The organism is Rania fehmarnensis, assembly GCF_056494185.1.
Genome location: NZ_CM151398.1, coordinates 3,592,918 through 3,619,478, shown reverse-complemented (window position 1 = coordinate 3,619,478; position 26,561 = coordinate 3,592,918). Strand labels below are relative to the sequence as shown.

Here is a 26,561-nt window from a genome sequence, read left to right as displayed (position 1 = left end):
GGCGCGATTAGCCTGATGAGCTTACCTAAAGATGCGTTTGAAAAGCTAATACTTCATCGGCCGCGCGGACACCGTGATAAAACGCTTCTTCCATCAGCGCGATACCGCTCAAGTCGGTGTTGGCAAAGTGAACGGCACCCAGCGGCTGGGCGGCTGATCGACGCGCGTCGCTCCAGACAAAGTTGGGACGAGGTTCGATCATAGCATGACCCCAGCGCATGATGTCGATGCGCATGACTAACTGACGGATGTCAGGATGCGCCTGCTCGATATCGGTCAGAGCCAAGTCGGCCCACTCTTTCCATTCCAAACGCAAGAGTTGATCGCGCGACAGCTTGCCTTCGATTTCGGCAAACGGGTAATACCAGGTGATCACGGTCGGTCCATGATCAAGGCCACTTTGATGCGTTGAGACGACATAGCCCAAAGACCTGCTGTCGTAAAACACGTTGTCCCAACAGATGGGAAAGCCAGTTGCTTGCGGCCGTCCACTCAAGTGCAAGTTCGCCACCAGCCATGAACTGTACTGAAATTTATCGTGGTTGGTCGCGTGGCGCGCAGCCAGGCCGTCGATAACACGCTGGGCGACAAACTGTGGCCCAGCGAAGATGACGCGTGAGGCAGCGATGCCGCGCACGACACCGGTCTGGCCATCAATCGTGGTCAGGTAAACACGGCTATCAGCCTGGTGGTCAACGGGCGGTTTGGTTGGCGTTTCCTGGGCTTGAGGCGGAGAGGGTTCCGCTTGACTGATGCGTACCACCAGTTGACCCGTTCGCAAGTGTGTCGCCAGTTGCTGCGACAGGTATTGCACGATGCGACCATTACCGGCCGGCCAGGTGATCACGTTTTGTGATTCGGCTTGATCGCTCCGCAGCCGGGCCGCAAAGTAAAAGATGCCAGCCCAGGCGCTGGTGCGATCGATGGTCAATCCATAATCGTCGCGACAGGCATAATCGATGTACCAACGCAAACGTATGGATGTCCATCCCTGCTGCTGGACCCACTGGGCCATCGAGATTTGATCTAGTTTCAAGAACTCTGCAGCAGTGGAACAACGGGCGATGGGAATAGTAAAGGCGCGCCGGCCATCCGCATCGCGGCTCTGCGACCACTGACGCATCGATTGCTGGAATTCGTTCATCTGGCGATGGTCTTCTTCCGTGGCTTCCAAGGCTGGATACAGACCTTCGATCCAGGTGCCATTTTGAAAGAGACGCTCTTCCGGTTCGCGGCACAGGTACTGCTCGGCGATGATCGGCGATCCATCCCCGTCCAGGCGTTCGACAATCTGCATCTCTTGCAGCAGCTCAATCAACTCGCCATTGTCGGCCATGGGTGTGGTGATATAGTGCGCCGCCCAAGGAAACTGGAATCGGCCGGCGCTACCACTGCGCGAAGTACCGCCAACTTCGCGCTCCAGGTCCAACACCAGGAAATCATGGAAGCCCTGCTTGAGCAGTCGCCAACCGGCAGCCAGCCCGGCAAGGCCGCCGCCGACGATGACCACGGGCACCGATTGCCAATCGGTAGGCTGAGTAAGCGCAGCGGCCGGGTCGCGCAGGCGGTGGCCAAGCGCGAAGTCTGGCGCCAGGTAATCGCCTTCTGGCGGTAAGTTGACGCGGTTACAACCAGCCAGGGCCAGACTGGATGAACCCAAGACGGCTTGCAGCAGTTCACGACGACTAAGCACGTGGACACTTCCATTTCGGGATGAGGGCACACCCAGAATCGAAGATAAATCCCGAATTGGAGGTCTCCACGTGCTTAATCAAATTCATGCCATTCCTCGTCGTAGTAGCGAACGAGTATCTGGTTGTCCAAGCGATTGACTTCCGTATCGACCGCCCGAATATCGCCAGGCAATTCGAACATAGCTCGCAGAGCCTCGTTGGTCAGGAACCTCAATCCGCCAATGTTGGGATCCAGCGGTGGCGTATCGTCGAGTGGCTGGGGGCTGGCAAGCGCGAATCCCCAAATGCCGAATGAGGGAACGGTGGCTTGAAAAGGACGCACATGAAATCCAGCGAACTGCATGCTCGCCAGGATGCACCAGTAAGACTTGGGGGCCACCACTGGTGAGGTGCATTGAATCGAAACCACAGCATCAGGCTTTAGTCGCTCCAGGAGCATGCGATAGAACCGCGTGGTGTACAACTTGCCAATCGAATAATTGCTCGGGTCTGGAAAGTCGATGATGACCACGTCGTAGGTAGCATCATTGGTGCCGATCCAGACAAACGCATCATCGTTAACCACATGGACGCGTGGGTCCGAGAAGGCGGCGCCGTTGAGTTCCTTTAATGGTTGAAACCGTTCGGACAGCCCAGTCATGGCGGGATCCAGATCGACCAACGTAACCGACTGGACACTCGGATAGCGCAGGCATTCGCGGGCGGCCAGTCCGTCACCGCCGCCGAGTATCAAGACGTTTTCCGGATGCTTGGATCCCAGCATGGCTGGATGTACCAGCGCCTCGTGATAGCGATACTCATCGGTCGAATTGAATTGCAAATGGCCGTTGAGAAACAGCTGGAAACCTTTGCCTTTACGAGTGATCGCGATGCGTTGGTAGGGCGACTGTGTACTGTGAATGATCGCGCCGCCCAAAACACTCTCTTCGGCCAGCCAGGTCAGCTGATCGGCCTTGAGCAGCCCGACGCTTAGCAGCACAATCACGATACCCGCCCGCAGACGCAGTCGCTCTAAGCCGCGGGCACTCAGCAGCGGCCTGAGTAAGTAAGTGCTCCACAGTCCCACAACACCATTGAGGATGCCAAAGGCCAGCGAAGTTCGCACCAGGCCCAAGTAGGGCACAAATAGGATTGGGAACAGCAGACTCGCCAGCAGCGCTCCGATGTAATCAAACGTCAAGACGCGCGACACCAGGTCGCTGAACTCCAGATGCTCCTTCAGAATGCGCATGAGCAGCGGCAGTTCCAGTCCGACTAATACACCGATGACAAACACCATTCCCAGCAGCAGTGGGGCAAACCAATCGACGAAGGGGAATGCCAGGAACAGGGCTGGTGCAGAGATGCCGCCCAGCAACGCAAGCGCTAGTTCGATCTCGATAAAGAACCGCGCCAAATGGTCATGGATATAACGGCTCAGCCATGCGCCTACCCCCATCGCTGAAAGATAAACGCCAATAACAAATGAAAACTGCGTTACCGAATCGCCGAGGACGTAACTGGCCAAGGTGCCGGCCAGTAGTTCATAAACCAAGCCACAAGTCGCTATTACTAATACGTTCAAGTACAGCAGCGAGAGTGGCGCGCGAGTTAGCATGGCACTTAGCCTATGATCGAAGCAGCGATAATCATGGAGACGCCCAGCACAATCGCTGATACCACAATAGCCAAAGCGGTGTTGTGTTCTTCGACGATTTCATTGGTGATCGAGTAGGGCGTTAACTTCTCCATCAACAACAGGCAGACCAGCAGCACCAGAATGCCCACACAAGAAAAGATCCCCACGGCCATCAAATGATACCCGAGCAGACCAGACTTGCTCTCTTCGATTGACACTTGTGCGAGCGGCAGAAGAATGTGCCAGGTTTGATCCAAAAGATGCATTACTTTCCACCTCCCCAAAATCCACCGTATGATCGACCCATGTACGAATTGCTACTGCTACTGGTACCGCTGCCCATTGCCGGCCGTGGAATCTTCCAACCATTGAAGGCAGCCACGCCGAACCACAAGCAGACGAAGCAGCCCATGATTAGGTAACTTTGGAATAACAGTCTCACTATCCGACTCCGATTCTTCTTGGATTATTCGCGCGCGTAGGGGCTATAGTCGCTGTTTTCCCAGCGTTTGACTTCGAAGGAATATCTGTACAAGTAGGCCAAAACAGGAATGATCGAGACCAAACCAGCCGCCAAGAAGGTGACCAAAAAATCAGGTGCCTTGTTGGGATGCAGCGCGGTAAAGCCCACATGTAGCAGCCCAATCAGCATGATGAAACCGAGGTGCGATCCGATGAAACCAGCCCCTACTTCGGGAGCAGGCTGGATCGGGCCAACGCTGAACGGACGCGGCAATGCCTTGAGTCCAAATGCCTTTTCGACCTCTGCGATTGGCAGGTAGGTACCCAACGATACATTGACCTCTTCGGCGGCCACCGAGGAGAGCACTCGTCGATCGTTTTGGTCACGCTCCGTGCCGGCTTGAATCTGGATCGTGCTTTCGAAGGATAGCATGTAGGGCGGCGCGATGTAGTCGATCGTTTCTGCCTGTTCGCCTAGGTGGACTCGCCAAGGAAACTCACCCACGACTCCGCGCACAAACGCGGTGCCCTGGTCGTATTTGCGGTACGTCCGACCTTTATAGCTGACGGTGCTGCTTGCGCCCTTGGTCGCCGGGTAATCGATCGTTTCAACGAACGACCAATGTCCCTGATTGTTGACTAACCAACGAAAGCCTTTCGGATTGTTGTACAGCAGGTACTCCGTCCAAGAGAAGGCAGTGCCCTCGTACAGCACATAACGCTCCATGAAACCCACAACCGTGAACTCAATACCATTGATGACGCCCTTGCTCGAGAGCATGATCAACGGTTGAATTTGCTTTTTTGAAAGAGTGAGCAGGTAACTTAGTTTGCCATGATCGCACTCCAGCATCGCATGACAATTGGGGCAGGTGACGCGCAGCGAATCGTCGGGTGCGTGAAGTGTTAGCGAGCCAGCGCACTTGGGGCAGTTCAAATGGACAGCCGTCGTAGCGATCGTGTCGCTACCATAAGCATCCAAATACCCCGACAGTTGCAAGGTAGCGGGATCAACAGCGTAGCCGACGTAAATGATTGGCGGATTGGAGGCGTAATCTATTGTTGCGAACAGTCCATTATCTCCGCGCAGGTCTGCATACAAATGCTCGGCATCAGGACGCACTTCCCAAGGTATCTCACCCTCAGCAGAATGAACACGCGCCGCAGCCTTCTCTGTCACCGTCAGCTGGCTCTTCATCATTTCGAATGATTCGCCCAGCTGCACGGAATCAAAAGGGGTAATAGATGTGCTCGATTTAAGTCGCTTTTCGAAGGTCATATAAAAACGACCTTGGGCTTCCGCTAACCATCCCCAAACGTCACCAGCGAACAAGAGATACCATTCGTTCCACACGGCACCTGACGGATGGCGATACTGTACTCTGCCTACCACGTCGAATTTCTTGTCACGATACTTGCCGGTCATGCCCAGCATCAGCGGTGACTTGAGCTCCGCCAGGTCGGAGACTTTGCCATGATCTTCCGGATGTTTGTCACCGCGGCCGACGGCCGAGTGGCAGAACTCACAGATGGTTACCAGCGAGGAACTGGCGCGAAACTCGACGGGTGCTCCGCAGGCTGGACAGTTTGCAACCCGTGTCTTCATACGGGCTCCTTGGCGTGCGGTGCCTGGTGTCCACCGCGTATGACTTCGGCGACTTGCACATCTTCTGCAGCCAAATCCATCGTCAGATGATTCTGCCACGGCCAGGCCGGCCGACTGCGACAGCAATAGAGATTAAACGTAACCAGTCGATGCTCAGGATAAGTATGACAAGCCAAGTGTGACTCGCTGAGCAGATACAATCCGGTGACACCGGCATGTCCAGGAAACTGATGCCACTGTGGCTGGCCTACAACCTTCAGCTCCAGATCGTCGATGACGCGCTGACACAAACCTTGCATCAGCGCCAGATCTTGCAGGCGCAAGGTATCACAGCCGTGTGCATCGACGATCCACTCGCATCCCACAACTGCTTGAGAAGCGGGACCACGATCAATCGTGGGGGAGGTCAGTCCAATTGGCTGTCGCGACATAGGGTTCAAACCGCTGGAGGTGGCGGTGGTGGAGGCGTCTGTGTGAACGACGCCAATTGGGGAACTTGAGAGATACTAGTCCACTGAGCCATACCGGCCGACCAGACCAGCGAAGTAGGCTGCAGCTGGCCACTTCCCAAGGCAGTGGCAATCTGTTCTTGTGAAAACGGCCCGTGTGTTTGTCCGTTGGTAGCCACGTACCAACTCGGCACCGACGGTGCAGGTGGTGGCCCGCTGCCGATGGCACCGGGCATCGCCCCCGACATCGCACCTGGCATGCCTACAAGCGCTCCGCCCATGCGATTGGCCATCGCCAATCCTAAACCGAGCCCCAGACCATCCGCGGCACCGCCACTGGCTGGATTGGAAGCAGCCATAGTCACCGCCGTGCCCATCTGATATTGCTGGTACCGATCCAGATCACCCAGCACACTCATCTTGGTACGCGTATCCAGCGCCTTTTCGACTTCCTCGGGCAACGAGATATTCACGATCAAGAGCTGTGGAATGTCCAAGCCGTATTCGTCATCGATACGCTCGATGACCATCTTTTGCAGGTCGCTAGCCAGCGAGCGATACTTGCTGGCCAGGTCCAGAGCTGCGATCTGCGATGATCCCAGCATGTCGGTGAACGCTTCTACGATGATCGAACGCACCAACTCTGTAACTTCGTCGGTCGATACTGTTGCATTGGTACCGACGATCTCTTTCAACAGTGCATTGGGTTCGGTCGCTCTGAGCACGTAAGTTCCGAAGGCCCGAATCCGAATCGGTCCGAATTCGGGATCGCGAAGCATAATTGGATTGGGCGTGCCCCACTTCAAATCGGTGACAGGCCGGGTGCTGACGAAGTAGACCTCGGATTTGAAGGGACTGTTGAATCCGTACTTCCAGCCCTTCAACGTGGCGAGGATTGGCAAGTTGGCCGTTGTCAGATCATGGGTGCCAGGCCCGAAGATATCGGCCAATTGTCCTTCCGAAACAAAGATGGCCATCTGGCCAGGGCGCACGATAAGCTTGGCCCCATTCTTGATCTCGTTTTGGTAACGCGGGAATCTCCATACCAGCGTGTGCCGCGTATCATCGAGCCACTCGATGATGTCTACAAACTCTGCCCGAATTTTGTCAAACAATCCCATAGCGGCTGTACGACCCCCTGCGCAACTTAAATTGGTGAGCCTGAAACCTGTCGCAAAACATAACGGCAATGACAAGCCCGCGTCAAGCTTCCATGCGGCTAGACAACTGAAACTTCCATGCATCAGCAACTGGCTCGGTTCCAATTCAAACCAGGCGCGCCACTGCGGGAAAAGCCGATATTCGCTGTAGGTAGCCGAAGTCGCCAGACTTTGGATGCGTCACCAATCGATTTCCAATCTCTGGCGAGATCGGCTACATGCAGTGCCCTGGGGTGACCTGTAGCCGAAGTCGCCAGACTTTGGATGCGTCACCAATCGATTTCCAATCTCTGGCGAGATCGGCTACATGCAGTGCCCTGGGGTGACCTGTAGCCGAAGTCGCCAGACTTTGGATGCGTCACCGATCGATTTCCAATCTCTGGCGAGATCGGCTACATGCAGTGCCCTGGGGTGACCTGTAGCCGAAGTCGCCAGACTTTGGATGCGTCACCTATCGATTTCCAATCTCTGGCGAGATCGGCTACATGCCGTGCCACCCTAAGACTCGCCCCACCCGGGGCCTCACCCAGGCTTTGGAGATCGTCCAGCTTTTAAGTTGTGCATTTGTATGCAGGCGGAGCCTGCGGGGCAGCGGGTTCCCAGGCAGAGGCTGGGAGCCAGGTTACGGATCGATGAGTGGTTGGCGCGCGTCCAGGTATGCCCGAGCGCGTTCCACACATTCAGGCGCCAGCTTTGCCATAGGAACGGTGATGCGCGTGTCGTCCTCTTTTTGCAAGATAATCGCATCGGCTTGAACATCAGCCACGCTCGCGTTGACCGAAAAGAGACGATCGGCACTGGTCCACTTTTCTACAGTTGTGGGCCGCTCGTGTTCTGCGAAATCTTGTACACGCTGCACAGCATTTGCATTTACATATCGACCGCGATAGATGCTCTCGATGCCGGCTTCTGTCTGTAGATCAACTTCGGTCAGGATGACCACATAAAAGCCAGACAATCTGGTCAGCTCGAACTCAGACTCGGTCTCTTCAGAAACGTTGTCAACCATTAGCAACTGAGAAACCATCTCGCCTTCAGCGTTGACAGGGAAGACCTGTACGATCACAGACTGAGGCGAAACTCGTTGGACCAAGCGCGGAAAGAATTTGGCTGCGGATGTGTTTAGCAGCTGGCCGCAGCCCATGTCGGCAACCGTTTGAAGCGGCTGGACCTCGACCTGCTTCCACACGCGCCGGTTCTTCGTTAGCTGGGCCAGCCGAATTCGTAGCTCCAAGATCTTGCGCGAACGCTCGGTCACGCTCTGAAAGCTCCACGTCGACGTGTGAGTGGTCAGCTGAGCATTCGACCTTGAGCCATCCGCTACAGGCATGGCACTAAGCGCCGAAGCGAGTAGTCGCTGACGTCGCAAAATCTCTTCTGCCAACGCGCCGCCATATCCAGAGCTGATCAATACTTCGGTGATGTACTGGTCAATGTTGTTAGCGGGCTGAGTTTGCGCAGGGGCCCACGTTGGCATTAGCCATACAATGACCGCCATACTCCAACCTATACGACTCATCCGCACGCCTCGCATTATCCACCACAGGAATATGCTATCAGATAAGCGCTTCGAACGGGAGCGTTGGACGTCACAAAGTCAAATTGAAGCAGGTTGACGGATAGCCTCCCGATGGCGTGGGCAATTTCCGTGCGGGTTCTAATGAAGCTTGAAACGCAGAGACCGCAGAGCAGACCTACGGCATGGGGTCGCCGGAAAACGATGTACGCCCTTTGGGGTCGTCGCGACGCGACAAAAAGCGATCGAGCACGCTGACAAGTTTATCGGTCGCGCCGCTCAACGCCTGCTCACGTGTTGATCCTTCAGCGCTGGCTGTTATGGGTTTGAGCCCTGTCAGGCGCGCTTCCAGCAAACATCGCTGATCGTTGCCACCAGACTTCTGCCGGCTGTTCTCGTCAGTGAAATGGGCTTCCACTCGCGTGATTCGTTCGCTGAATCGCGACAGGGCGTTTTCCAATTCGCCTTCGACGTAACCGGCAAAGTCTGCGGTGCCAGCGATATGGTTGTCGGTATTCACTTGGACTTGCATGGCCTGAATCTCCAGTGGTTTAACAGCCGAGTCGATAATGGTCGACCATCTGTGCGCAGGGCGCACAACACGCCCCATCCGTATTTCGTTAATCAATCGCTTGACCCAATCGCTGCCAAAACGAGGTGGCAGCCACCGGATATCTCAAAGCAACTAGAGTGCCAGCATGCACCGAAAGTGGACGGTCCTTCGTTTTTTCGAAAACGCTTGACATTTACGACGCAGGTCGTAAAACTGTACGACACAGGTAGTAAACAGTGGTAGCTTGAGGGCCGTGCCAGAACGACGGGGGGGGCGCAAGAGTGAAGAAACGCAACGTCAAGCTCTCACCGGGCGAGATGGAAATGCTCAGTATGCTCTGGCAGCAGGGCGAGCTCTCGCTGGCTGAAGCGCATGAGGCCATCGGCCGTCCGCTAGGCTACACGACGATTCAAACTCGACTGAATCGACTGGTCGACAAGGGTTTTGTGCAACGCTCGGAGACCAGGCCCAGTAAATATTCAGCGGTCGTGACTGCCGAAGCGGTCAGTGCCAATCATTTGGATGTCTTGGTTCAAAAGGTCTCCGGAGGCCATGTGGTGCCTTTGGTTGCCCAACTTCTTCATAATCGTGAACTCAGCCAGGCAGAGATCACCGATCTCAAACGACTTATCAAAGACGCGGAAGAACGTAACGCGAGGTAAATCATGTCGCTCGATCACAACAATTTGGCTCTGCTGCTGATCTATAACTTTTGCTGGATAGCGATGGCCGCCGTCGCGGTAAAAACGTTGACAAGCTGCTGGCGACTTAACTCAGCCGCTTGGCAACAAGTCGCGTGGTTCCTGGTGCTTCTACCCGCCTGCTGCTTGCTGGATGTTCGTTACCCGGTGGCCATTGCATCACGATGGATCGACGCAGGCACGGGGGCTGCCCAGCTCGAATCTCGCTTGACCCGTCAGCCCGCGCAGCCCGGTGGCGATCACGTGATTGCCATGCCAACACACCAGTCGTTCGAGAGCTCACGCGTTGACAGCCGTGAACAACATCGCCATCTCAGTGATCACAGCGTTGCAACTGCACAATCGCGATTCGCGAGCAACATAGATGAGACTCTACCGGGCACTTCCAAGACAGTTCTGCAGCCATCCACGTCGGAACCACTCGATAGTCTGTTCTCTCGTGCTCCAGTTTCAGCCGCTCCGATCGAGGCCGGGTCAAGCGTCCCAGAGCAGCTCCTCGAATCTTCGGGCAATTGGTTCGATCTTGCGGCACAGTTGATCGTGGTTGTGTGGTTAGCTGGACTGGTTGTCATCTTAGTTAAGACTCTGATTCACTTGGCCACGTTTCAAATCGCCATTAGTGATGCTGTGCCTGCCCGGCAAGAGTTTCAGAAACAATGGTTGTCCTTGATGGTTTCTTGCAAGATCCGGACACCGATTCACTTGTATGAACATGCCTGCTTAGGTCCTTTGTTGACGATGACCCCTCGGGGCATGACCGTCATTGTACCCAGTGACTTCTGGGAGGAACTCAATCGTGCTCAACGTTTGGGGATTTTGCGTCACGAACTGGCGCATTATCAGCGCCATGATATCGCCTGGTCTTTTGCAGCTCGAATTCTGGCGACCGTGCAATGGTTCAATCCATTCGCGTGGTATGCCCTGAAGCATTTCGAAGAATGCGCCGAGCTGAGTTGCGACGAAAGTTTATTACGCGATGCATCGATAAAGCCGACCGATTACGCACGAGCTTTGGTTCAACTGATCGAGTATCCGCGCTCCAATCCGCTGGCGGCTCGCTCGGCCAGTGGAGCATCCGTCTCGCGTCGCATCCGCCGTTTGCTGGCGTTTGACACCAGGCGCGACACACGCCTCAAGCAGGCACTCTGGGCAAGCATGCTCACGCTACTGATCGCGTCGACATTCTTTCGAATTGAACTAGTCTCCAGCGCGGTGGCTGGACAACTCGATGAAGCTGACAATGTAGCTACCAGCGCTGACACTGCGCAGGAGCAGTCTGCGCCGAATCAAGATTCCGATAAGCCTCCAGTCGTGGGACCATCCGAACGCGAAGCCGCCATAGCTGCTTTTGTAGCCAAGCTCACCGCCCGGAGCGATAACGATCGCGAGTTGGTTCAGCGGTTTATCGAAGCTGTGCGAACTCCAGCCGGGTTGGTCGTCCTGTCTGGCAGTGCCTCAGAGTACGAAAATCAATTGCGGCAGCAAGCTGAAGCTGAATCGACGTTAGCTTTTGCTGGCGAGATGTTCGAAAAAGTAGGTGAGAAGTATGCGCTGAAAAAAGAGCACCTCGAATTCGCGACTCGCTTTGAAAACGCCTGCCGACAATTTGATAACGATACACAAATCGTCGCCAAAATCTTGCAAGACTATGCCAACCGTTTAGATGGTGAAGGTGAAGCCAATCAGCTTGTAAAACGCTTCTTCATGGACAAAGATTCGGCAGCCCAAATCTACATGGAGCAAGTGCAGAACAAAATCCGCCCCGACTATCGAATCGTCCGGGAGCAATGGAGCGAAATTTTCGTCTTGGATCGCAACAACCGCTTGGTCTATCGATCGGGAGCCAAGCGACTGGCTGATCAACGATTAAAAAAGCTGATCAAGGCTCAACAACTGGCTGATCGTTTGCATCGCGCTTTGGGCCAGTGGCGACAAGATCTATCGGAAGCCAATGAAGTTGCAATCACCATTCGCAGCGCTATGGGCGAGAAGGCTCATGCTGCACTCTTCGCCATTGAGAGCTTTAACGAAGACTACTCGGGCGAGCAGCAGATCGATAACTATTTCGACTATTTGGAAAATGCCTTCATCGACAAGCCAGAAGGTTTGATTCCCAACGACGAATCGCTGGTAGAGATTCAAGAGAAGTTAAAGATATACGCCGCTACCAAGTCCCTCAGTGCCAAAATTCAACCGCACCTGGTAACCATGGCGCAGCAGTTGGCAGACGCGCTGCCCGAAGCGCAGCAGTGGCGATCGGTGTTAGCTTCAGAAGTTGCCAATTTATGGACCGTAGGCAACATCGGAACTCCAGCTGCCGATGTGGAGTCGGCGTTAAAGAGCTGGCTGAATGAGTGGCTGATCGACGCTGACAATGGCAAGTTGACGGTTCGACCCGAGCAACAGGAAGACGTACTGTATCAAACTCGCGAACGCTTGCGCAGCGCCCGAGCGCTGCGGCGTAAGGGGTTAGATATCGTCGAATTCGCGAAGCAGATCGACCATCCCGGACTCTCCGCCGCTTACCAAACGACCGCCGGTCGAGCGTTGGTTTTGCGCTCGCTGCAAGATCGACTCAGTCGACAATACTTTGACGGCTTCGCAGCTTGGGTCAGCGAGAACTTCGATGCCAGCGATGATGGATACATGCTCAAGGAAGGTCACGAGTATGTCCTGACTGGCATCTTGGAGAACGTCGATCAAGTCAAGCAGGAGCTGGTCAATGACGACTTCTAAAGTCTTGTTTCTGGTGCTGGCTTGTGTGGCGATGATGTCGATCCCCGTTTCGGCTCAGACGTCAATCGATGCCATACTGGCCAGCGAACATGCCAGCCGCAGCCTGCAACCCGCCGCCCTCTGTTCGGACGAAGTCTTTCTGCGGCGAGTAACGTTGGACCTGACTGGACGCATTCCCACCCTGGAAGAAATTCGCCAGTTCCAAGCCGAACCCGATCGCAGCTCCACCATTGATCGCCTATTAGATGCTGACGAGTTTTCTACTAGCTGGGCAGAGACCTGGACCAGCATGCTGGTCGGATACGATCTTGATTTTCAACTCGGACGAGAAGCGCTGCGAGGTTGGCTGGAGCGGGCCTTGAATGAGCGCATGGGCTACGACAAACTTGCGCAACAACTGATTACGGCCAAGGGGCAACTAGCCCTGGATGGCCAGGTAGCGTTCCTGATGCGTCATCGCGAAGAACCAGCGGTGCGTGTTTCACGTGTCTTCTTAGGTGTACGACTTGACTGTGCTCGCTGTCATGACCATCCATTTGATCGTTGGACGCAAGCCGATTTTGAACATGTGTCTCGGTTCTTCCAAGGCATGGACGTGCGACAGGTATCGGATCAGAACTTTGAGTTGTTGGACCGGATTGAAGCCACCAGCCGCATGGCTAAAGAGGAGCGACCAAAGTTCTTCACTTCGGCAGTGCCCAGCACGCCGATGTGGCGTGACGAATTTGCTTTGTTTGTAACATCTTGTAAACCATTCGCCCGCACCTTCGCCAACCGCATCTGGTATCAACTGATGGGGCGAGGCATTGTGGCCACACCCGACGATCTCAATCCTCAGAACGTCCCCAGCAGCCGAGCTCTGCTCGATTATTTGACGGACCAAGCCCGGCAAGAAAAATTCGACATCCGCAGCATGGTGCGACGAATCTGCAATTCGCAAGCCTATCAGCGAACATCGATCAAGTCGGATCGTTCAACTACCGACGAAGAGTTATTCGTGGTTCGAACCGTCAAACCCTTAACGCCCGAACAGCTGGTCGACTCGCTGGCTCAAGCCTTAGATACCGCTTTCACTGTCGAGCGCCGAGATGAATTGATACGGTATTGCATTGGTTCGGCAGATGAAGAGTTCAGTGACACCCATCGCTATCGTGAATCCGTTCAAGGATTGATGATGCGGTTGACTGAGAAAGTCAAATCACCGACGCAGTCGTTGGACGAACTATTTCTGCGCACCCTTGGGCGACTGCCGACCGAATCGCAACACCAAAGTTGCCAAGGCCGTTCGATCGATGAGATAGCCTTTGCGCTCGTACATAGCAGTGAGTTCTTCTTCAATCATTAAGCGGACGTCCATCCAACATCTGGTCTATCGAGCGGAGTGTTAGCATGTTCCCGTTAAATCGACGACGACTTTTTAGCGGTGGCTTGGGTGGTTTGCTGGGACTGGCTGCCGCGCGTCGCTTGAATGCCTGGTTCACCGCCGCCGCACCGCCGCGCCGTTGTATCGTACTGTGGATGGATGGAGGTCCAAGTCAGTTGGATACTTTTGATCTCAAGCCGGGAACAAAAACCGGTGGCGAATCTCGTGTGATGTCAACTGCCGTTCCAGGTATTCAGATTAGTGATTCGCTACCGCTGCTTGCCAAACATATGGACAAGCTTTCGATCATTCGCAACTTGACATCCACCGAGGGCGACCACGAGCGGGGCAATTATTATCTGCATACCGGTTTCACTCCCGTGCCCTCCTTTCCGCGGCCCGCAGTGGGTGCCGTGGTTTCCGCGCACACGCCGGCTGCTGAAATACCCAAGTATGTATCACTGGGAGGGCGTGGCTTTGGTCCAGCCTACATGGGTCAAGACCATGCACCATTTATAATCGAGGATGCCAACCAGGCCAAAGACTTGCTGCTGGAATTGCGACGGCGCCGCAACCAACTGAGCCTGATCAATAAGCTTAGCGCCGAATTCGATACGTTGCACCCCGAAGCGATGGTCGAGCGACGTCAAGCAATGCTTAGTCGAGTTGAGCGGATTGTCACGACCAACTTTATCGATGCCCTAAACCTCGACCTGGAGCCGGCTGCCGCGCGAGCGCGTTATGGAGAAACCGACTTTGGTAAGCAGTGCTTGTTGGCTCGACGATTGATCGAAGCTGGTGTTCACTTTGTCGAAGTACAACTGGGCGGTTGGGACACGCACAATGACAACTTCGCTGCAGTTCGCAATCTGTGCGGACAATTGGATCAGCCTTGGGCTGCCTTGATGGATGATCTATCGGCCAGCGGGTTGTTGGCCGAGACGATCGTGCTCTGGATGGGCGAGTTCGGCAGAACACCCGTCATCAACGGTGCCAACGGCCGCGATCATTTTCCAGATATCACGCCAGTGGTCGTTGGTGGCGGCGGTATCGCGGGCGGACAAGTGATTGGGAAAACCAATCGAGATGGTACCGAAATTGAAGGGCCAAAGTACCAAGTAGCGGACCTGTTTGCCACCCTCTTGAAGCGTTTCGACATTCAACCCAACACCGAGTTCACCACCAGCTTCGGCAGCCCAACGCAAGCGACCGATCAAGGTCAGATCATTCCCGAGTTGGGATAACGATAAGCCTTCACGTACATTGCGTCGGCGCATCCTAGCCAACCAGTCGGAGCTCCACCGAGAGGCGCTCGATGGAGGACAAGTTGCAGGTAGAATAGGGGCTGAACATATCATTGCAATGAGTAGGCAAGTCGAGCAAAGCGGAACATGAACGAGAATGTTGACAAGTACCTGGTGGACGGCTGTGGTCGATGTGCGCTCGGTGGCACGCCGGAATGCAAAGTGAACAACTGGCCGGCCGAACTGAAGCGATTGAGGAAACTAGTTCTGGCATGTGGGCTGACCGAAGAACTAAAATGGGGCGTACCGTGTTATACCGTGGACAATCACAACGTGTTGATCGTAAGTGCCTTCAAAGATTACTGCTCGCTGAGCTTCTTTAAAGGTGTACTGCTGAAGGACCCTACTGGCATCTTGGAAAAGCCCGGCGAGAACTCGCAGTCAGCCCGCTTGATTCGCTTCACCAGTGTCAAACAAATATCTGCCATCGAACGCGATTTGAAAGCCCTCGTTCACCAAGCCATTGAAATCGAAAAATCTGGGCAAAAAGTCGATTTCAAAGCCAAGCATGAACTGGTGATTCCCGACGAACTGCAGCACAAGTTTGAGCAACTACCTGCCCTGGAGACAGCCTTCATGGCTTTAACTCCTGGCAGGCAACGCGGCTACATTCTGTACTTTACCGCCGCCAAACAATCCCAAACTCGGTACACCCGCATCGAGAAATGTATGGAAAGAATTCTCAGCGGCCAAGGCTTGCATGACTAAAGCATCCGAGCCAATGTTGACATGCTTAGCCAATCGTCGACGTGCTTAGATCACCATCGAGAATGTGTGCGTAGGGGACAAAGCCCGCTTTCTGAAGCGTGCGCTGTGAGGCGACATTGGTGGGATTGCAACGGGCACATGGCACGCCGCCAAGCCTGTAACACTGCTGCTTAAGTTCTTGGACCAGAAACGCTCCCCAACCTCTCTGCCTGTGTGGTTCTTCGATCTCCATATGGATATCGGCGTAGGGACGATTGTAATGAAACAAGACACCACCGGTTCCAACTTGAATGCCGTCGATCTTCAGGGCCCACTTGCCTCCGCCCCTTCGTCGCTTGACCGCCGCAGCGATATCTTCCGCGGAGGTTAGGGCTTCCAGCTCTGCGCCGGGGACGGCCAGCTGGCTGGAACTATGATCGTAGAAGACAATGGCTTCGCTACGTATGTTCTCGGCGTAGCGAAAGAGCATCGAAGTTAGCAGAGCCTGCGACGATTGAACTTCGAAGTACTTGGCCTGGCTAAAGTTCAAGAAGTCTTCAAAGATCTTGAATGACCACAGCCGAGCCTCGGGCAGCAAGTAATATTCGTAAATTGTCGGTCGATCCTTCCAAGGACCTGCCACCGCGGTAGATGCGAACCCCACCACCCAGTTGTCCAGTGAGAGTTGATAACAGACCGTCCAACCCGATCGCATGTGCAATGAGTCATGAACAATCTGCTGATCACATTCAGATCGAAAGCGTGTTCGCAAAGCAGAAACCACCCGCGCCTCGACAATTTGGACCTGAATGTTCATGACTTGGTTTGACTCGTTTAACCCGTAGCCGCCAGGCGAGGTGCACCCTCTAACCAATCTCTGCGTTTACCTGAACGTCGGCTTGCCCAACGTAATGACTTAGCCATGCCAAGACAATCCCTTCGATTGCCTCGCCTTCGGCTACGGGTTAAACGATTTGTCGCCGAGCAAGGTGTCCTCGTTTAACCCGTAGCCGACAGGCGAGGTGCACCCTCTAACCAACCTCTGCGTTTACCTGAACGTCGGCTTGCCCAACGTAATGACTTAGCCATGCCAAGACAATCCCTTCGATTGCCTCGCCTTCGGCTACGGGTTAAACGATTTGCCGCCGAGCAAGGTGTCCTCGTTTAACCCGTAGCCGCCAGGCGAGGTGCACCCGCTAACCAATCTCTGCGTTTACCTGAACGTCGGCTTGCTCAACGTAATGACTTAGCCATGCCAAGACAATCCCTTCGATTGCCTCGCCTTCGGCTACGGGTTAAACGATTTGTCGCCGAGCAAGGTGTCCTCGTTTAACCCGTAGCCGCCAGGCGAGGTGCACCCTCTAACCAATCTCTGCGTTTACCTGAACGTCGGCTTGCTCAACGTGATGACTTAGCCATGCCAAGACAATCCCTTCGATTGCCTCGCCTTCGGCTACGGGTTAAACGATTTGTCGCCGAGCAAGGTGTCCTCGTTTAACCCGTAGCCGCCAGGCGAGGTGAACCCGCTAACCAATCTCTGCGTTTACCTGAGCGTCGGCTTGCTCAACGTAATGACTTACGCCATGCCAAGACAATCCCTTCGATTGCCTCGCCTTCGGCTACGGGTTAAACGATTTGCCGCCGAGCAAGGTGTCCTCGTTTAACCCGTAGCCGACAGGCGAGGTGCACCCTCTAACCAACCTCTGCGTTTACCTGAGCGTCGGCTTGCTCAACGTAATGACTTAGCCATGCCAAGACAATCGCTTCGATTGCCTCGCCTTCGGCTACGGGTTAAACGATTTGTCGCCGAGCAAGGTGTCCTCGTTTAACCCGTAGCCGACAGGCGAGGTGAACCCTCTAACCAACCTCTGCGTTTACCTGAACGTCGGCTTGCCCAACGTAATGACTTAGCCATGCCAAGACAATCCCTTCGATTGCCTCGCCTTCGGCTACGGGTTAAACGATTTGTCGCCGAGCAAGGTGTCCTCGTTTAACCCGTAGCCGACAGGCGAGGTGCACCCTCTAATCAATCTCTGCGTTTACCTGAACGTCGGCTTGCTCAACGTGATGACTTAGCCATGCCAAGACAATCGCTTCGATTGCCTCGCCTTCGGCTACGGGTTAAACGATTTGTCGCCGAGCAAGGTGTCCTCGTTTAACCCGTAGCCGCCAGGCGAGGTGCACCCTCTAACCAATCTCTGCGTTTACCTGAACGTCGGCTTGCTCAACGTGATGACTTAGCCATGCCAAGACAATCGCTTCGATTGCCTCGCCTTCGGCTACGGGTTAAACGATTTGCCGACAGGCGAGGTGCACCCTCTAACCAATCTCTGCGTTTACCTGAACGTCGGCTTGCCCAACGTGATGACTTAGCCATGCCAAGACAATCCCTTCGATTGCCTCGCCTTCGGCTACGGGTTAAACGATTTGCCGCCGAGCAAAGGGTCCTCGTTTAACCCGTAGCCGCCAGGCGAGGTGAACCCTCTAACCAACCTCTGCGTTTACCTGAACGTCGGCTTGCTCAACGTGATGACTTAGCCATGCCAAGACAATCCCTTCGATTGCCTCGCCTTCGGCTACGGGTTAAACGATTTGCCGCCGAGCAAGGTGTCCTCGTTTAACCCGTAGCCGACAGGCGAGATGCACCCTCTAACCAATCTCTGCGTTTACCTGAACGTCGGCTTGCCCAACGTAATGACTTAGCCATGCCAAGACAATCCCTTCGATTGCCTCGCCTTCGGCTACGGGTTAAACGATTTGCCGCCGAGCAAGGTGTCCTTGTTTAACCCGTAGCCGACAGGCGAGGTGCACCCTCTAACCAATCTCTGCGTTTACCTGAGCGTCGGCTTGCTCAACGTAATGACTTAGCCATGCCAAGACAATCCCTTCGATTGCCTCGCCTTCGGCTACGGGTTAAACGATTTGTCGCCGAGCAAGGTGTCCTCGTTTAACCCGTAGCCGACAGGCGAGGTGCACCCTCTAACCAATCTCTGCGTTTACCTGAACGTCGGCTTCCCCAACGTAATGACTTAGCCATGCCAAGACAATCCCTTCGATTGCCTCGCCTTCGGCTACGGGTTAAACGATTTGTCGCCGAGCAAGGTGTCCTCGTTTAACCCGTAGCCGCCAGGCGAGGTGAACCGTCTAACCAACCTCTGCGTTTACCTGAACGTCGGCTTGCTCAACGTAATGACTTAGCCATGCCAAGACAATCGCTTCGATTGCCTCGCCTTCGGCTACGGGTTAAACGATTTGCCGACAGGCGAGGTGCACCCTCTAACCAATCTCTGCGTTTACCTGAACGTCGGCTTGCTCAACGTAATGACTTACGCCATGCCAAGACAATCGCTTCGATTGCCTCGCCTTCGGCTACGGGTTAAACGATTTGCCGCCAGGCGAGGTGCACCCGCTAACCAATCTCTGCGTTTACCTGAGCGTCGGCTTGCTCAACGTAATGACTTAGCCATGCCAAGACAATCGCTTCGGTCGCCTCGCCTTCGGCTACGGGTTAAACGATGTTAGTCGGCGTTAGACGACTGGGCGCTTCAAACTCATGCGTCGGCGCGATCTCCAAGCAGCTGCGACTGCAAAACTGCCCAGCAAAGCCATACTGGAAGGCTCGGGAACCCCTACAACCAAGAAGCTACGAATCTCGCCACCGGGAAACGCTTGACTGTGAACGTTGAAGTAGGAACTGCCACTGGCCAACGCATTGACCAGTGTGGCGGCGGCATTGGCTACGCTTCCCTGTGCTGTTACGAACGAAGGATTAAACGTCGAGGCCAAGGTCAAGTCGTACGTTTGATCCATACTCCCACTCGTCACCCCCAGAGGAAAGCCTACGAAGCTAGGCGTGGTCGTCATCACGCCAGCGGTACCAGTCCCTGGCACTCCGGTCGGGCCGTGAATATGCGCCGCCGTTGTATTGCCATTTAGCCCCGTGAACGAAGCTACCACTCGCATGGTATTGAGAACATTGTCGTGGTAAACCAATACTTGTCCCGAACCAGGTGAAGCGTTCACGGGAGCTTCTTTGGCTCCATTCATAGCCCCACCATACAGAACGATCGCTCCCGGTAAAGGAGTTGCAAACCAACAACCCAACAAACCAACGAGGAAAATTTTTATCATCGCTAATCGAGACATAGTCGGTACCTCAAGAAATAACAAAGTTGAAATGATCTGCGATGCGCGTAATGTTAACAACCTCTCAGCACCCGAGCTACCAATTTTCAGCTGTTTTGAGAAAATAAGAAAAGAAAATACTGAACAATTTTTCAATACGGTTGTCGTGCTGAAAGCAGTGTAATGACGCGACTGGCACAGAAATACCTGCTTGGCAACCGCCATCGATATCGCGTTCGACGTCTAGGCAACGGCTTCACTGGTCGAACAAGATACAAATTGGCGTCGGGGCGTAAGTGCTAGTTTGATTGAAGACAAGAGGCGTGGCACCGCGCACGTTCACACGTTCGATCAAACTCAAACGTCCATCTTGAGCATCCACGTTAAACGCAGCGATGGTGTCATGACCCCGATTGGCGGCGTAGACAAAACGGCCACTGGGATGGACGCGTATTTCTGAAGTACTCTTGGCCTTCTCTTTTATTAATTCGGCGGCGGGAACTGTTTCGATCGTTTGAACGGCTGTCATCGTTCCGGCCGAAGCGTCGTAATGAAACAGGGTAACTGTCAGCGACAATTCGTTGACGACGTAAATCCAACGTCCGTTGGGATGGAACTTCATGTGTCGCGGACCACTGCCAGGCGGGACAATTCCGTGGCCGTGCGGTTGCAAGAGAGACTTCTCGGCATCAAGTTTATAAACTACGATTTTGTCGAGTCCCAGGTCAGGTACAAACGCAAACCGGTTGTCGGGCGAAACACCGGTCCAGTGGGGATGCGGCGCCTCTTGCCTGCCTGCGTCAACTCTCGATGGACCTTCATGTTCAATCAGAGCGGTTCGCTCGAGCAAGTTGCCATCGGCCTTGACAGCAAAGGCGGCGACCGAGCCGCCACCGTATTGCGCTGTCAACAAAGTCCTGCCCGTATTGTCGAGCGACACATGAGCCGCTCCACCATCTCCGATAGGTACCGAGCCCAGTAGGCGTAGTGTGCGATGCTCAGCAGGGCCTTCCATCGCCAGCGCGGCCACCACCGGCTGACCACTCACGCCTCCAACGGCATACAAGATGGGTAGCTGTGGATGCTTCTCCAGGAAGCCTGGTCCTGACATCTCGGCAACCAACCGCGACTCACTCAGCTGGCCGTCGGCAGTATTCAAGCGGCAATGGTAGATCCCGCGACTGAGCGAACTACTACCGGTACCAATCCACACATCCAGCGACTGACCTGAAACCACTGCATTGGCCATGCTGAAAGCGTAGAAGAAACTAAGCCATAAACTGAATCGAATACACATCGCCTACGTCCTCTTGAATCCAGGGATTGTCCAGCTATTAACTATCTTTGGTTTATCCAGCCGAAAGACCGAATGTCAATCGCTCCGTTTTGTGCACTGGCAATGCTGCGCATAGCCAGTGCCACCCAGCCCCCTAAACGCCATGCTGGCAAACTAAGCCCCAACGAACAAACACTATCCTCGATACCTGTTTGTGCCCATATCCCGAATTGATTGTCCACGTGCTTAAAGCGCAGAAACCTTCGGTTATAATAGGCTTAACTGCCCGCCCCCACGACCTTAACTCAAGCTGGTTCAACCAAAATTTCCATGACGATTCCCGATTGCGGACAATTTATCCAAGCAGAACGCCTCAAGCGGTTACGGCGCGATTGGTTATTAACGCCGGAAGAGCGTCTGGAACGCTTCGCCGCTTTGCAGCGTGGCGCTGAACAGCTGTTAGCTTCGAACCCCACGGCACTGGCACAGTTTCATCACCGCAATCGACAGAAACGGCTGGCAGCGCGTGTGCGGGAACTTGAAACCCACTGGCGCTGCCAATCGTGTAATGACGGACAGCCATGACAGCTGCCAGTGTGTTTGAGTTTGTGGATCGACTCAGCCAGCGCCAAGTGCGCTATGCGATCATCGGCGGCCACGCGGTCAACTATCACGGGTATATTCGGGCTACGGAAGACTTGGATATCGTTTTCCGACGTGATCCGGTCAGCGAAATTGCGATCTTCGAGACACTGACAGAATTCGCAGGTTACTGGATCAGTAACGAAATGGATCCTTTAACCGGAATCGAAAAAACTGTCCCAGTGAGCCTCGAATACGTCAAGTCGAATCATCTCATGATGCTGGGGACACGCATCGGATATGTGGACTTGTTCGACTTCTTGCCAGGAGTGGCCGCTGACGAGCTCGACGATTTTCTAGCTGCGGCCCAATCCAGCCATGGCAGGCATTTCGCCAGCCTTGCATGGCTCAAGCGCCTAAAAGCTGCTGCCAATCGCCCCCAGGATGTTGTTGACTTGCAACATTTGCCCTGAGCGGCACTTAGCTCAGCGCTGAGGCTTGAACGCACAGAAAGCAGGGGCGATGAATCAGCTCGTTATACTTGCGCAAGTCGGCGGCGCGAAATTGTTCGTTGGGCAATGGCTCGATCACCTTCAGTAGCTGAAAACCTGTTTCGATAACGGGCATCAGCATTTCCTGCAACGATCTGCGGTAGCTGGGAACAACCACTGGCGGACCAAAGCCGCGCCACGTGCAGCGGACCTGCTCAACTGTAAAATACTTTTTAGTTTTGAATAGCTCAGCGTCCGAAGCCGGATGGGAACAGGAGAACTGTAGAATCGCACCGACCTTGAGAATCCGCTTGAACTCTGTAAATAGCCTGCGCCAATCTTCGATATAGTCCAGGCACAACGGCGCGTTGACCAAGTCGAATTCCGCACTGGCGAACATGTCGAGCGGTTGTGTTAGATCGATCAAGCGCAAATCAGCCGCCGACCCCAAACGCTGCCGGGCCATGTCCAGCATGCGTTCGCTAATATCGATTGAGGTCACGTGCGCACCCCGCGCGATCAATAGCTCTGCATAGGCTCCCGGACCACAGCCGGCATCGAGCACGCGCCTGCCGCTTACATCCGGCCACATGTCCACCATGGCCGGACGCTCGTAATATGCATTGTGAGGCTTGGTATCGATCCGCGCCGCGTAGTGTTCGGCCAACTCTTGATAAGCCTGGTAGGCAATCGGTTTCTTGTTCATACGATCGGGCATCTGGGTCTGGCGGTGCCTTATGGAAAGTTGCGACGTCCGTGCAGGAGCCAACCCAGCGGCGTGTAGCGAACGAAAACTACATAACTGGCCGCGGTCGCCAGCATCGTGACTATGATAACAATGGCCAGCTTTAGCAGCGCTGGCCAGGGCAGGGGTATCAGACAAGTCTGTAAAAAAAGTACCAATGGTAAATGGACGAGATAGACCCAGTAGGAAGCATCCGCCACAAAGCTCATCAGCGGGCTGCGCTGCTGAAGATAGCGACTTCCCAGCAACAGCGCACACACTGTCAAACTAGCCGAGAGATACGCTGTCAGCAAACGCGTAACCACGTTCTGCCAGCTACCAAGGGCCATCGAGCTCTCGGTCAATTGTCGAATGTCCAGCAGTGGCATACAAAGGTAGTAGAGCCCGTACATGACGCAGCTGATTACCATTAGGGGCCAGGCATATGGTTGCAAAGACTGCAACCATTCTTCACGACCACGCGTCTGCCAGCCTGCCAGGTAAAACAATCCATAAAAAGCCAGTGGCCACCAATGCGGCCAGAACGACTCGGGAGCGGGCAGCGGTACATCAGTGCCCATGACTCCAGGCAAGAGCGCCAATGGCGACAGCAACAGGATCCCAAATCGAACTCTGAGTGAAGCAGACCTGAGCCACGTAAACTGAACCGACTTACAGCGTGAGAGAACTGCGCTCAGGATCGTAAAGATCATCAGATAGTACAAGAACCACAGATGCATGGTCGTCAGCGGCTGGCTCTGGGGTGGGCCATCACTATTCTTACCAGCCTGCGCAATTAGGCCCATCAACCCCTGCGGCTGATCTTGGTAGTTTAAAGAAAACACGATCACCGCTGCCATGGAACCCAACAGAAACGGATAGAACAAGATAAACGGCAGCAAAATCCGCAGGGCTCGCCCCAGCAAGAAAGCCCGCCATCCCTTGCGCTCCATGACTAGCTTGGCAAAGTAACCTGACAGCCAAAAGAAAAGGCTCATGCGAAACAAGTGAATGAACCAAATCGAACCGTCAATCAATCGGCTCGAGCCTCGATCGGTCGCCAGCCAGACGCTCTGGGCCGGCGCAGCATAGGCCAGTGCCGCATGCAGGTACACGCCCAAGAGCATGGCCCATGCCCGCAAATTATCGAGATAATGAATACGCTGCATTAAGGTAACAAGTTGCGAAAGTTGAGTTCCTACTCCTACTCCTACTCCTACTCCTACTCCTACTCCTACTCCTACTCCTACTCCTACTCCTACTCCTACTCCTACTCCTACTCCTACTCCTACTCCTACTCCTACTCCTACTCCTACTCCTACTCCTACTCCTACTCCTACTCCTACTCCTACTCCTACTCCTACTCGTGCTCGTGCTCGAACGATTCGAGTACGAGTACGAATCTGGCGTCGTGCCTAGTGTTCGAAATGCTTGACGCATTCCGCTACGGGTTAAATCAGGTCGCGTTTGCGAGTTTGGAATGCCAAGGCTATGGCCAAGGCGAGTAGGATTACGGCGCCTTCGATGGCCAAAATCTGCAGAAGAGCCGCTGGCCATACGACCACATCGCCTTTACTGGCGGCAGAGATCTCGGCGTTTCCAAACAGCTTCATCAGAAACACGTTCATCGCCACATTACATCCGACCATTACCGATATGGTCCAACCCACCGATTCGCTGATCACGGCCGTCACCAGTTGCAACATGAATGTGCTGAGCAAGAATAGGAATATCGCGGGCAAAACGACCGCCGAGCCATGGTTGGCCCAAGGGACTACAAACGTCAAGATTATCGAACAGGCAAACATAGTTGCCCAAGGAATCAAATACGTTGTCAGCACAACGCTGATCTTGCCCAGCGAGTAATCCAGCAGACTCACCGGCAGACTCATCACGAACAAACGTGTCTGGTCGACCGACTCGGATAACATCAGCGTACCGATCAAGTGAATCCCGGAGGCAATCGCGGTGGTGATGACCAATATAAATCCAACGAAGGCTACAGTTGGATCCGGAATGCACGCCAATAGACAGCTCACCAAGCCTGCCACGAAATAGGCGAACAAGTGTCGACGGCTGAGGAACAGGTCCTTCAGGAATAGAATCCGAATCGCTTGCATATTCACATTCATGAGAGGTTTCCTTCGCGACCACGCATTACGGAACTAACAAAGATTTCTTCTAGGGTCATGGGGTCAATCGATTCGATATCCGCGCCAGAGTCGGTCAAGCGCGCGGCGACCGTCTCGTCGAACTGGTTGAGAGAGAGCACGCGCAAGCCGCGAAAAGTGGTCTCGATCTTCAATCCGGCGATCGGCGGTAATTGCCAGGTGTCGTTGACATGGACCTTGATGCGCTTCCAGTTTTCCAAAAATTCATCGCGATCCTTGCAAGCAATGACTTCGCCTCGATCGATGAAGGTGATCGTATCGCTAATCAATTCAATGTCCTGCGTGTTGTGCGACGAGTACAGAATCGTCCGATCCGCGTCTTCAACGATCCGCATGAGTTCGCTCAGCACTTCTTGCTTGGCGACGGGATCTAGCCCGTTAGTTGGCTCGTCAAGTATCAGCAACTTAGGCCTGCGCGCCAGAATTAACAGCAGCATGGCTTTCACCCGCTGTCCATGCGATAGTCCTTTAACGGCCTGGCGTTCGATCAAACCAAAGCGATTCAGCAATTGCTGTGCATACTGATCATCCCAGTTCGGATAAAGTGAGCGCACAAACTGCATGTGCCAGCCCACTGATTCAGGCTTATACATGCGCATATCGTCTGAAAAGTAGCCAATCTCTTGTTTGGCGGACGCCTCGTGCGACGAGATGGATTTACCCAGCACAGATACACTGCCGCTATCAGGATTGACCAGGCCCATCATGATTCGCATGGTTGTCGACTTGCCAGCGCCGTTGGGACCAATCAAGCCCATGACGCTGCCGCGAGCCAGTTCCAGACTGATACTCTTCAACTGGAAGTGCTTGTAGTGTTTGCTGACGCCGTCCAGCACTGCCGCGCGGTCGAGGCTTGGCCTATTTTCTAAAAGTGTGGTCATTGGTTGGCTTTCTGTTCTTTCTCATACTGTTCGGCCAGACGACGCTGCATTTCCGTTTTCGAGATGCCCATTAAGAGACCGAGCTTGCTCGCTTCGCTTAGGTGCTGACGCATTTCGCGCTCTTGCATAGATGCTTGCAGGCCAGGCTTCTCGGCGACCACGGACCCTTTCCCCTGTCGCGTAACAATCACACCCTCGCGCTCCAGTTCCAGATAGGCCCGCTTGATCGTGATCACGCTGACCTTCAGTTCGGCAGCCAACTCGCGAATCGAGGGCAACTCCGTGCCAGGTGGCAAATCGCCAACCGCCACGCGCCGTTTGATCTGCTCTATCACCTGCAGATACAACGCCCGTGGATCGTTGAGCGAGATGGTGATCCAACTGTGTATTGTCATATACACAGTATACACAGAGACTAAGTACCGGCAAGAGCGCGTTTTGGGAAATTTGAGAGTAAGGGCT

General features: G+C 54.3%; 23 protein-coding genes. 7 read left to right on the top strand and 16 right to left on the bottom strand.

Annotated features, from left to right (window positions below; all coding sequences use genetic code 11):
• Window positions 1-25 precede the first annotated feature (25 nt).
• The 8 genes from SH573x_RS12255 to SH573x_RS12220 form a co-directional block, all read right to left on the bottom strand.
• On the bottom strand, window positions 26-1,693 hold the full coding sequence (locus tag SH573x_RS12255) for an FAD-dependent oxidoreductase (RefSeq protein WP_479355403.1): 1,668 nt from the start codon (window positions 1,691-1,693) through the stop codon (window positions 26-28).
• Window positions 1,694-1,767: 74 nt separating this feature from the next.
• A complete protein-coding gene (locus SH573x_RS12250; protein WP_479355401.1) occupies window positions 1,768-3,291 on the bottom strand; it encodes a polyamine aminopropyltransferase in 1,524 nt (507 codons plus the stop codon).
• Between the two features lie 5 nt (window positions 3,292-3,296).
• On the bottom strand, window positions 3,297-3,578 hold the full coding sequence (locus SH573x_RS12245; protein WP_479355400.1) for a DUF350 domain-containing protein: 282 nt from the start codon (window positions 3,576-3,578) through the stop codon (window positions 3,297-3,299).
• Between the two features lie 200 nt (window positions 3,579-3,778).
• Entirely contained in the window at window positions 3,779-5,380 is a 1,602-nt protein-coding gene (locus SH573x_RS12240) for a DUF4178 domain-containing protein (RefSeq protein WP_479355398.1), read from the bottom strand.
• On the bottom strand, window positions 5,377-5,811 hold the full coding sequence (locus SH573x_RS12235; protein WP_479355396.1) for an S-adenosylmethionine decarboxylase family protein: 435 nt from the start codon (window positions 5,809-5,811) through the stop codon (window positions 5,377-5,379). The genes SH573x_RS12240 and SH573x_RS12235 overlap by 4 nt, the downstream gene beginning before the upstream one ends.
• Before the next feature lie 5 nt (window positions 5,812-5,816).
• Complete coding sequence (locus SH573x_RS12230; RefSeq protein ID WP_479355394.1) at window positions 5,817-6,950, bottom strand: SPFH domain-containing protein; 1,134 nt, start codon at window positions 6,948-6,950, stop codon at window positions 5,817-5,819.
• A 661-nt stretch (window positions 6,951-7,611) separates the two neighbouring features.
• Window positions 7,612-8,508: a hypothetical protein gene (locus tag SH573x_RS12225; RefSeq protein ID WP_479355393.1), complete on the bottom strand. Its 897-nt coding sequence runs from the start codon at window positions 8,506-8,508 to the stop codon at window positions 7,612-7,614.
• A gap of 175 nt (window positions 8,509-8,683) precedes the next feature.
• A complete protein-coding gene (locus SH573x_RS12220) occupies window positions 8,684-9,103 on the bottom strand; it encodes an HPF/RaiA family ribosome-associated protein (RefSeq protein ID WP_479355391.1) in 420 nt (139 codons plus the stop codon).
• 236 nt (window positions 9,104-9,339) lie between these two features.
• Here SH573x_RS12220 and SH573x_RS12215 point away from each other — a divergent pair, with 236 nt between their 5' ends.
• The 5 genes from SH573x_RS12215 to SH573x_RS12195 all read left to right on the top strand — a co-directional run bounded on the left by SH573x_RS12215 (window position 9,340) and on the right by SH573x_RS12195 (window position 15,870).
• On the top strand, window positions 9,340-9,720 hold the full coding sequence (locus SH573x_RS12215; RefSeq protein ID WP_479355389.1) for a BlaI/MecI/CopY family transcriptional regulator: 381 nt from the start codon (window positions 9,340-9,342) through the stop codon (window positions 9,718-9,720).
• A 3-nt stretch (window positions 9,721-9,723) separates the two neighbouring features.
• Window positions 9,724-12,495: a M56 family metallopeptidase gene (locus SH573x_RS12210; RefSeq protein WP_479355387.1), complete on the top strand. Its 2,772-nt coding sequence runs from the start codon at window positions 9,724-9,726 to the stop codon at window positions 12,493-12,495.
• A complete protein-coding gene (locus SH573x_RS12205) occupies window positions 12,482-13,840 on the top strand; it encodes a DUF1549 domain-containing protein (RefSeq protein WP_479355385.1) in 1,359 nt (452 codons plus the stop codon). The genes SH573x_RS12210 and SH573x_RS12205 overlap by 14 nt, the downstream gene beginning before the upstream one ends.
• A 44-nt stretch (window positions 13,841-13,884) precedes the next feature.
• Complete coding sequence (locus tag SH573x_RS12200) at window positions 13,885-15,102, top strand: DUF1501 domain-containing protein (RefSeq protein ID WP_479355381.1); 1,218 nt, start codon at window positions 13,885-13,887, stop codon at window positions 15,100-15,102.
• A gap of 147 nt (window positions 15,103-15,249) precedes the next feature.
• Window positions 15,250-15,870 (top strand): YdeI/OmpD-associated family protein, encoded by a 621-nt coding sequence (locus tag SH573x_RS12195; RefSeq protein WP_479355379.1) that lies wholly within the window; start codon window positions 15,250-15,252, stop codon window positions 15,868-15,870.
• 25 nt (window positions 15,871-15,895) lie between these two features.
• Here the strand turns inward: SH573x_RS12195 and SH573x_RS12190 are convergent, their stop codons facing one another.
• The 3 genes from SH573x_RS12190 to SH573x_RS12180 form a co-directional block, all read right to left on the bottom strand.
• Window positions 15,896-16,666, bottom strand: coding sequence for a GNAT family N-acetyltransferase (locus SH573x_RS12190; protein ID WP_479355377.1), 771 nt, complete (start codon window positions 16,664-16,666; stop codon window positions 15,896-15,898).
• A gap of 2,711 nt (window positions 16,667-19,377) precedes the next feature.
• A complete protein-coding gene (locus tag SH573x_RS12185; RefSeq protein ID WP_479355375.1) occupies window positions 19,378-19,995 on the bottom strand; it encodes a CHRD domain-containing protein in 618 nt (205 codons plus the stop codon).
• A gap of 235 nt (window positions 19,996-20,230) precedes the next feature.
• Window positions 20,231-21,271, bottom strand: coding sequence for a lactonase family protein (locus SH573x_RS12180; protein WP_479355373.1), 1,041 nt, complete (start codon window positions 21,269-21,271; stop codon window positions 20,231-20,233).
• Between the two features lie 309 nt (window positions 21,272-21,580).
• On the opposite strand from SH573x_RS12180, the gene SH573x_RS12175 reads away from it, so the two are divergent.
• Both SH573x_RS12175 and SH573x_RS12170 read left to right on the top strand, forming a co-directional pair.
• Window positions 21,581-21,835 (top strand): hypothetical protein, encoded by a 255-nt coding sequence (locus SH573x_RS12175; RefSeq protein ID WP_479355371.1) that lies wholly within the window; start codon window positions 21,581-21,583, stop codon window positions 21,833-21,835.
• Window positions 21,832-22,305: a hypothetical protein gene (locus SH573x_RS12170; protein WP_479355369.1), complete on the top strand. Its 474-nt coding sequence runs from the start codon at window positions 21,832-21,834 to the stop codon at window positions 22,303-22,305. Before SH573x_RS12175 ends, SH573x_RS12170 begins: the two co-directional genes overlap by 4 nt.
• Window positions 22,306-22,312: 7 nt before the next feature.
• Here the strand turns inward: SH573x_RS12170 and SH573x_RS12165 are convergent, their stop codons facing one another.
• The 5 genes from SH573x_RS12165 to SH573x_RS12145 all read right to left on the bottom strand — a co-directional run bounded on the left by SH573x_RS12165 (window position 22,313) and on the right by SH573x_RS12145 (window position 26,494).
• Window positions 22,313-23,029 (bottom strand): class I SAM-dependent methyltransferase, encoded by a 717-nt coding sequence (locus SH573x_RS12165; protein WP_479355367.1) that lies wholly within the window; start codon window positions 23,027-23,029, stop codon window positions 22,313-22,315.
• Window positions 23,030-23,058: 29 nt separating this feature from the next.
• Window positions 23,059-24,216: an acyltransferase family protein gene (locus SH573x_RS12160; protein WP_479355365.1), complete on the bottom strand. Its 1,158-nt coding sequence runs from the start codon at window positions 24,214-24,216 to the stop codon at window positions 23,059-23,061.
• A 282-nt stretch (window positions 24,217-24,498) separates the two neighbouring features.
• Window positions 24,499-25,179 (bottom strand): hypothetical protein, encoded by a 681-nt coding sequence (locus SH573x_RS12155; protein WP_479355363.1) that lies wholly within the window; start codon window positions 25,177-25,179, stop codon window positions 24,499-24,501.
• On the bottom strand, window positions 25,176-26,099 hold the full coding sequence (locus SH573x_RS12150) for an ABC transporter ATP-binding protein (RefSeq protein ID WP_479355361.1): 924 nt from the start codon (window positions 26,097-26,099) through the stop codon (window positions 25,176-25,178). Before SH573x_RS12150 ends, SH573x_RS12155 begins: the two co-directional genes overlap by 4 nt.
• Window positions 26,096-26,494 (bottom strand): GntR family transcriptional regulator, encoded by a 399-nt coding sequence (locus SH573x_RS12145; RefSeq protein ID WP_479355359.1) that lies wholly within the window; start codon window positions 26,492-26,494, stop codon window positions 26,096-26,098. The genes SH573x_RS12150 and SH573x_RS12145 overlap by 4 nt, the downstream gene beginning before the upstream one ends.
• Between the last annotated feature and the right edge of the window lie 67 nt (window positions 26,495-26,561).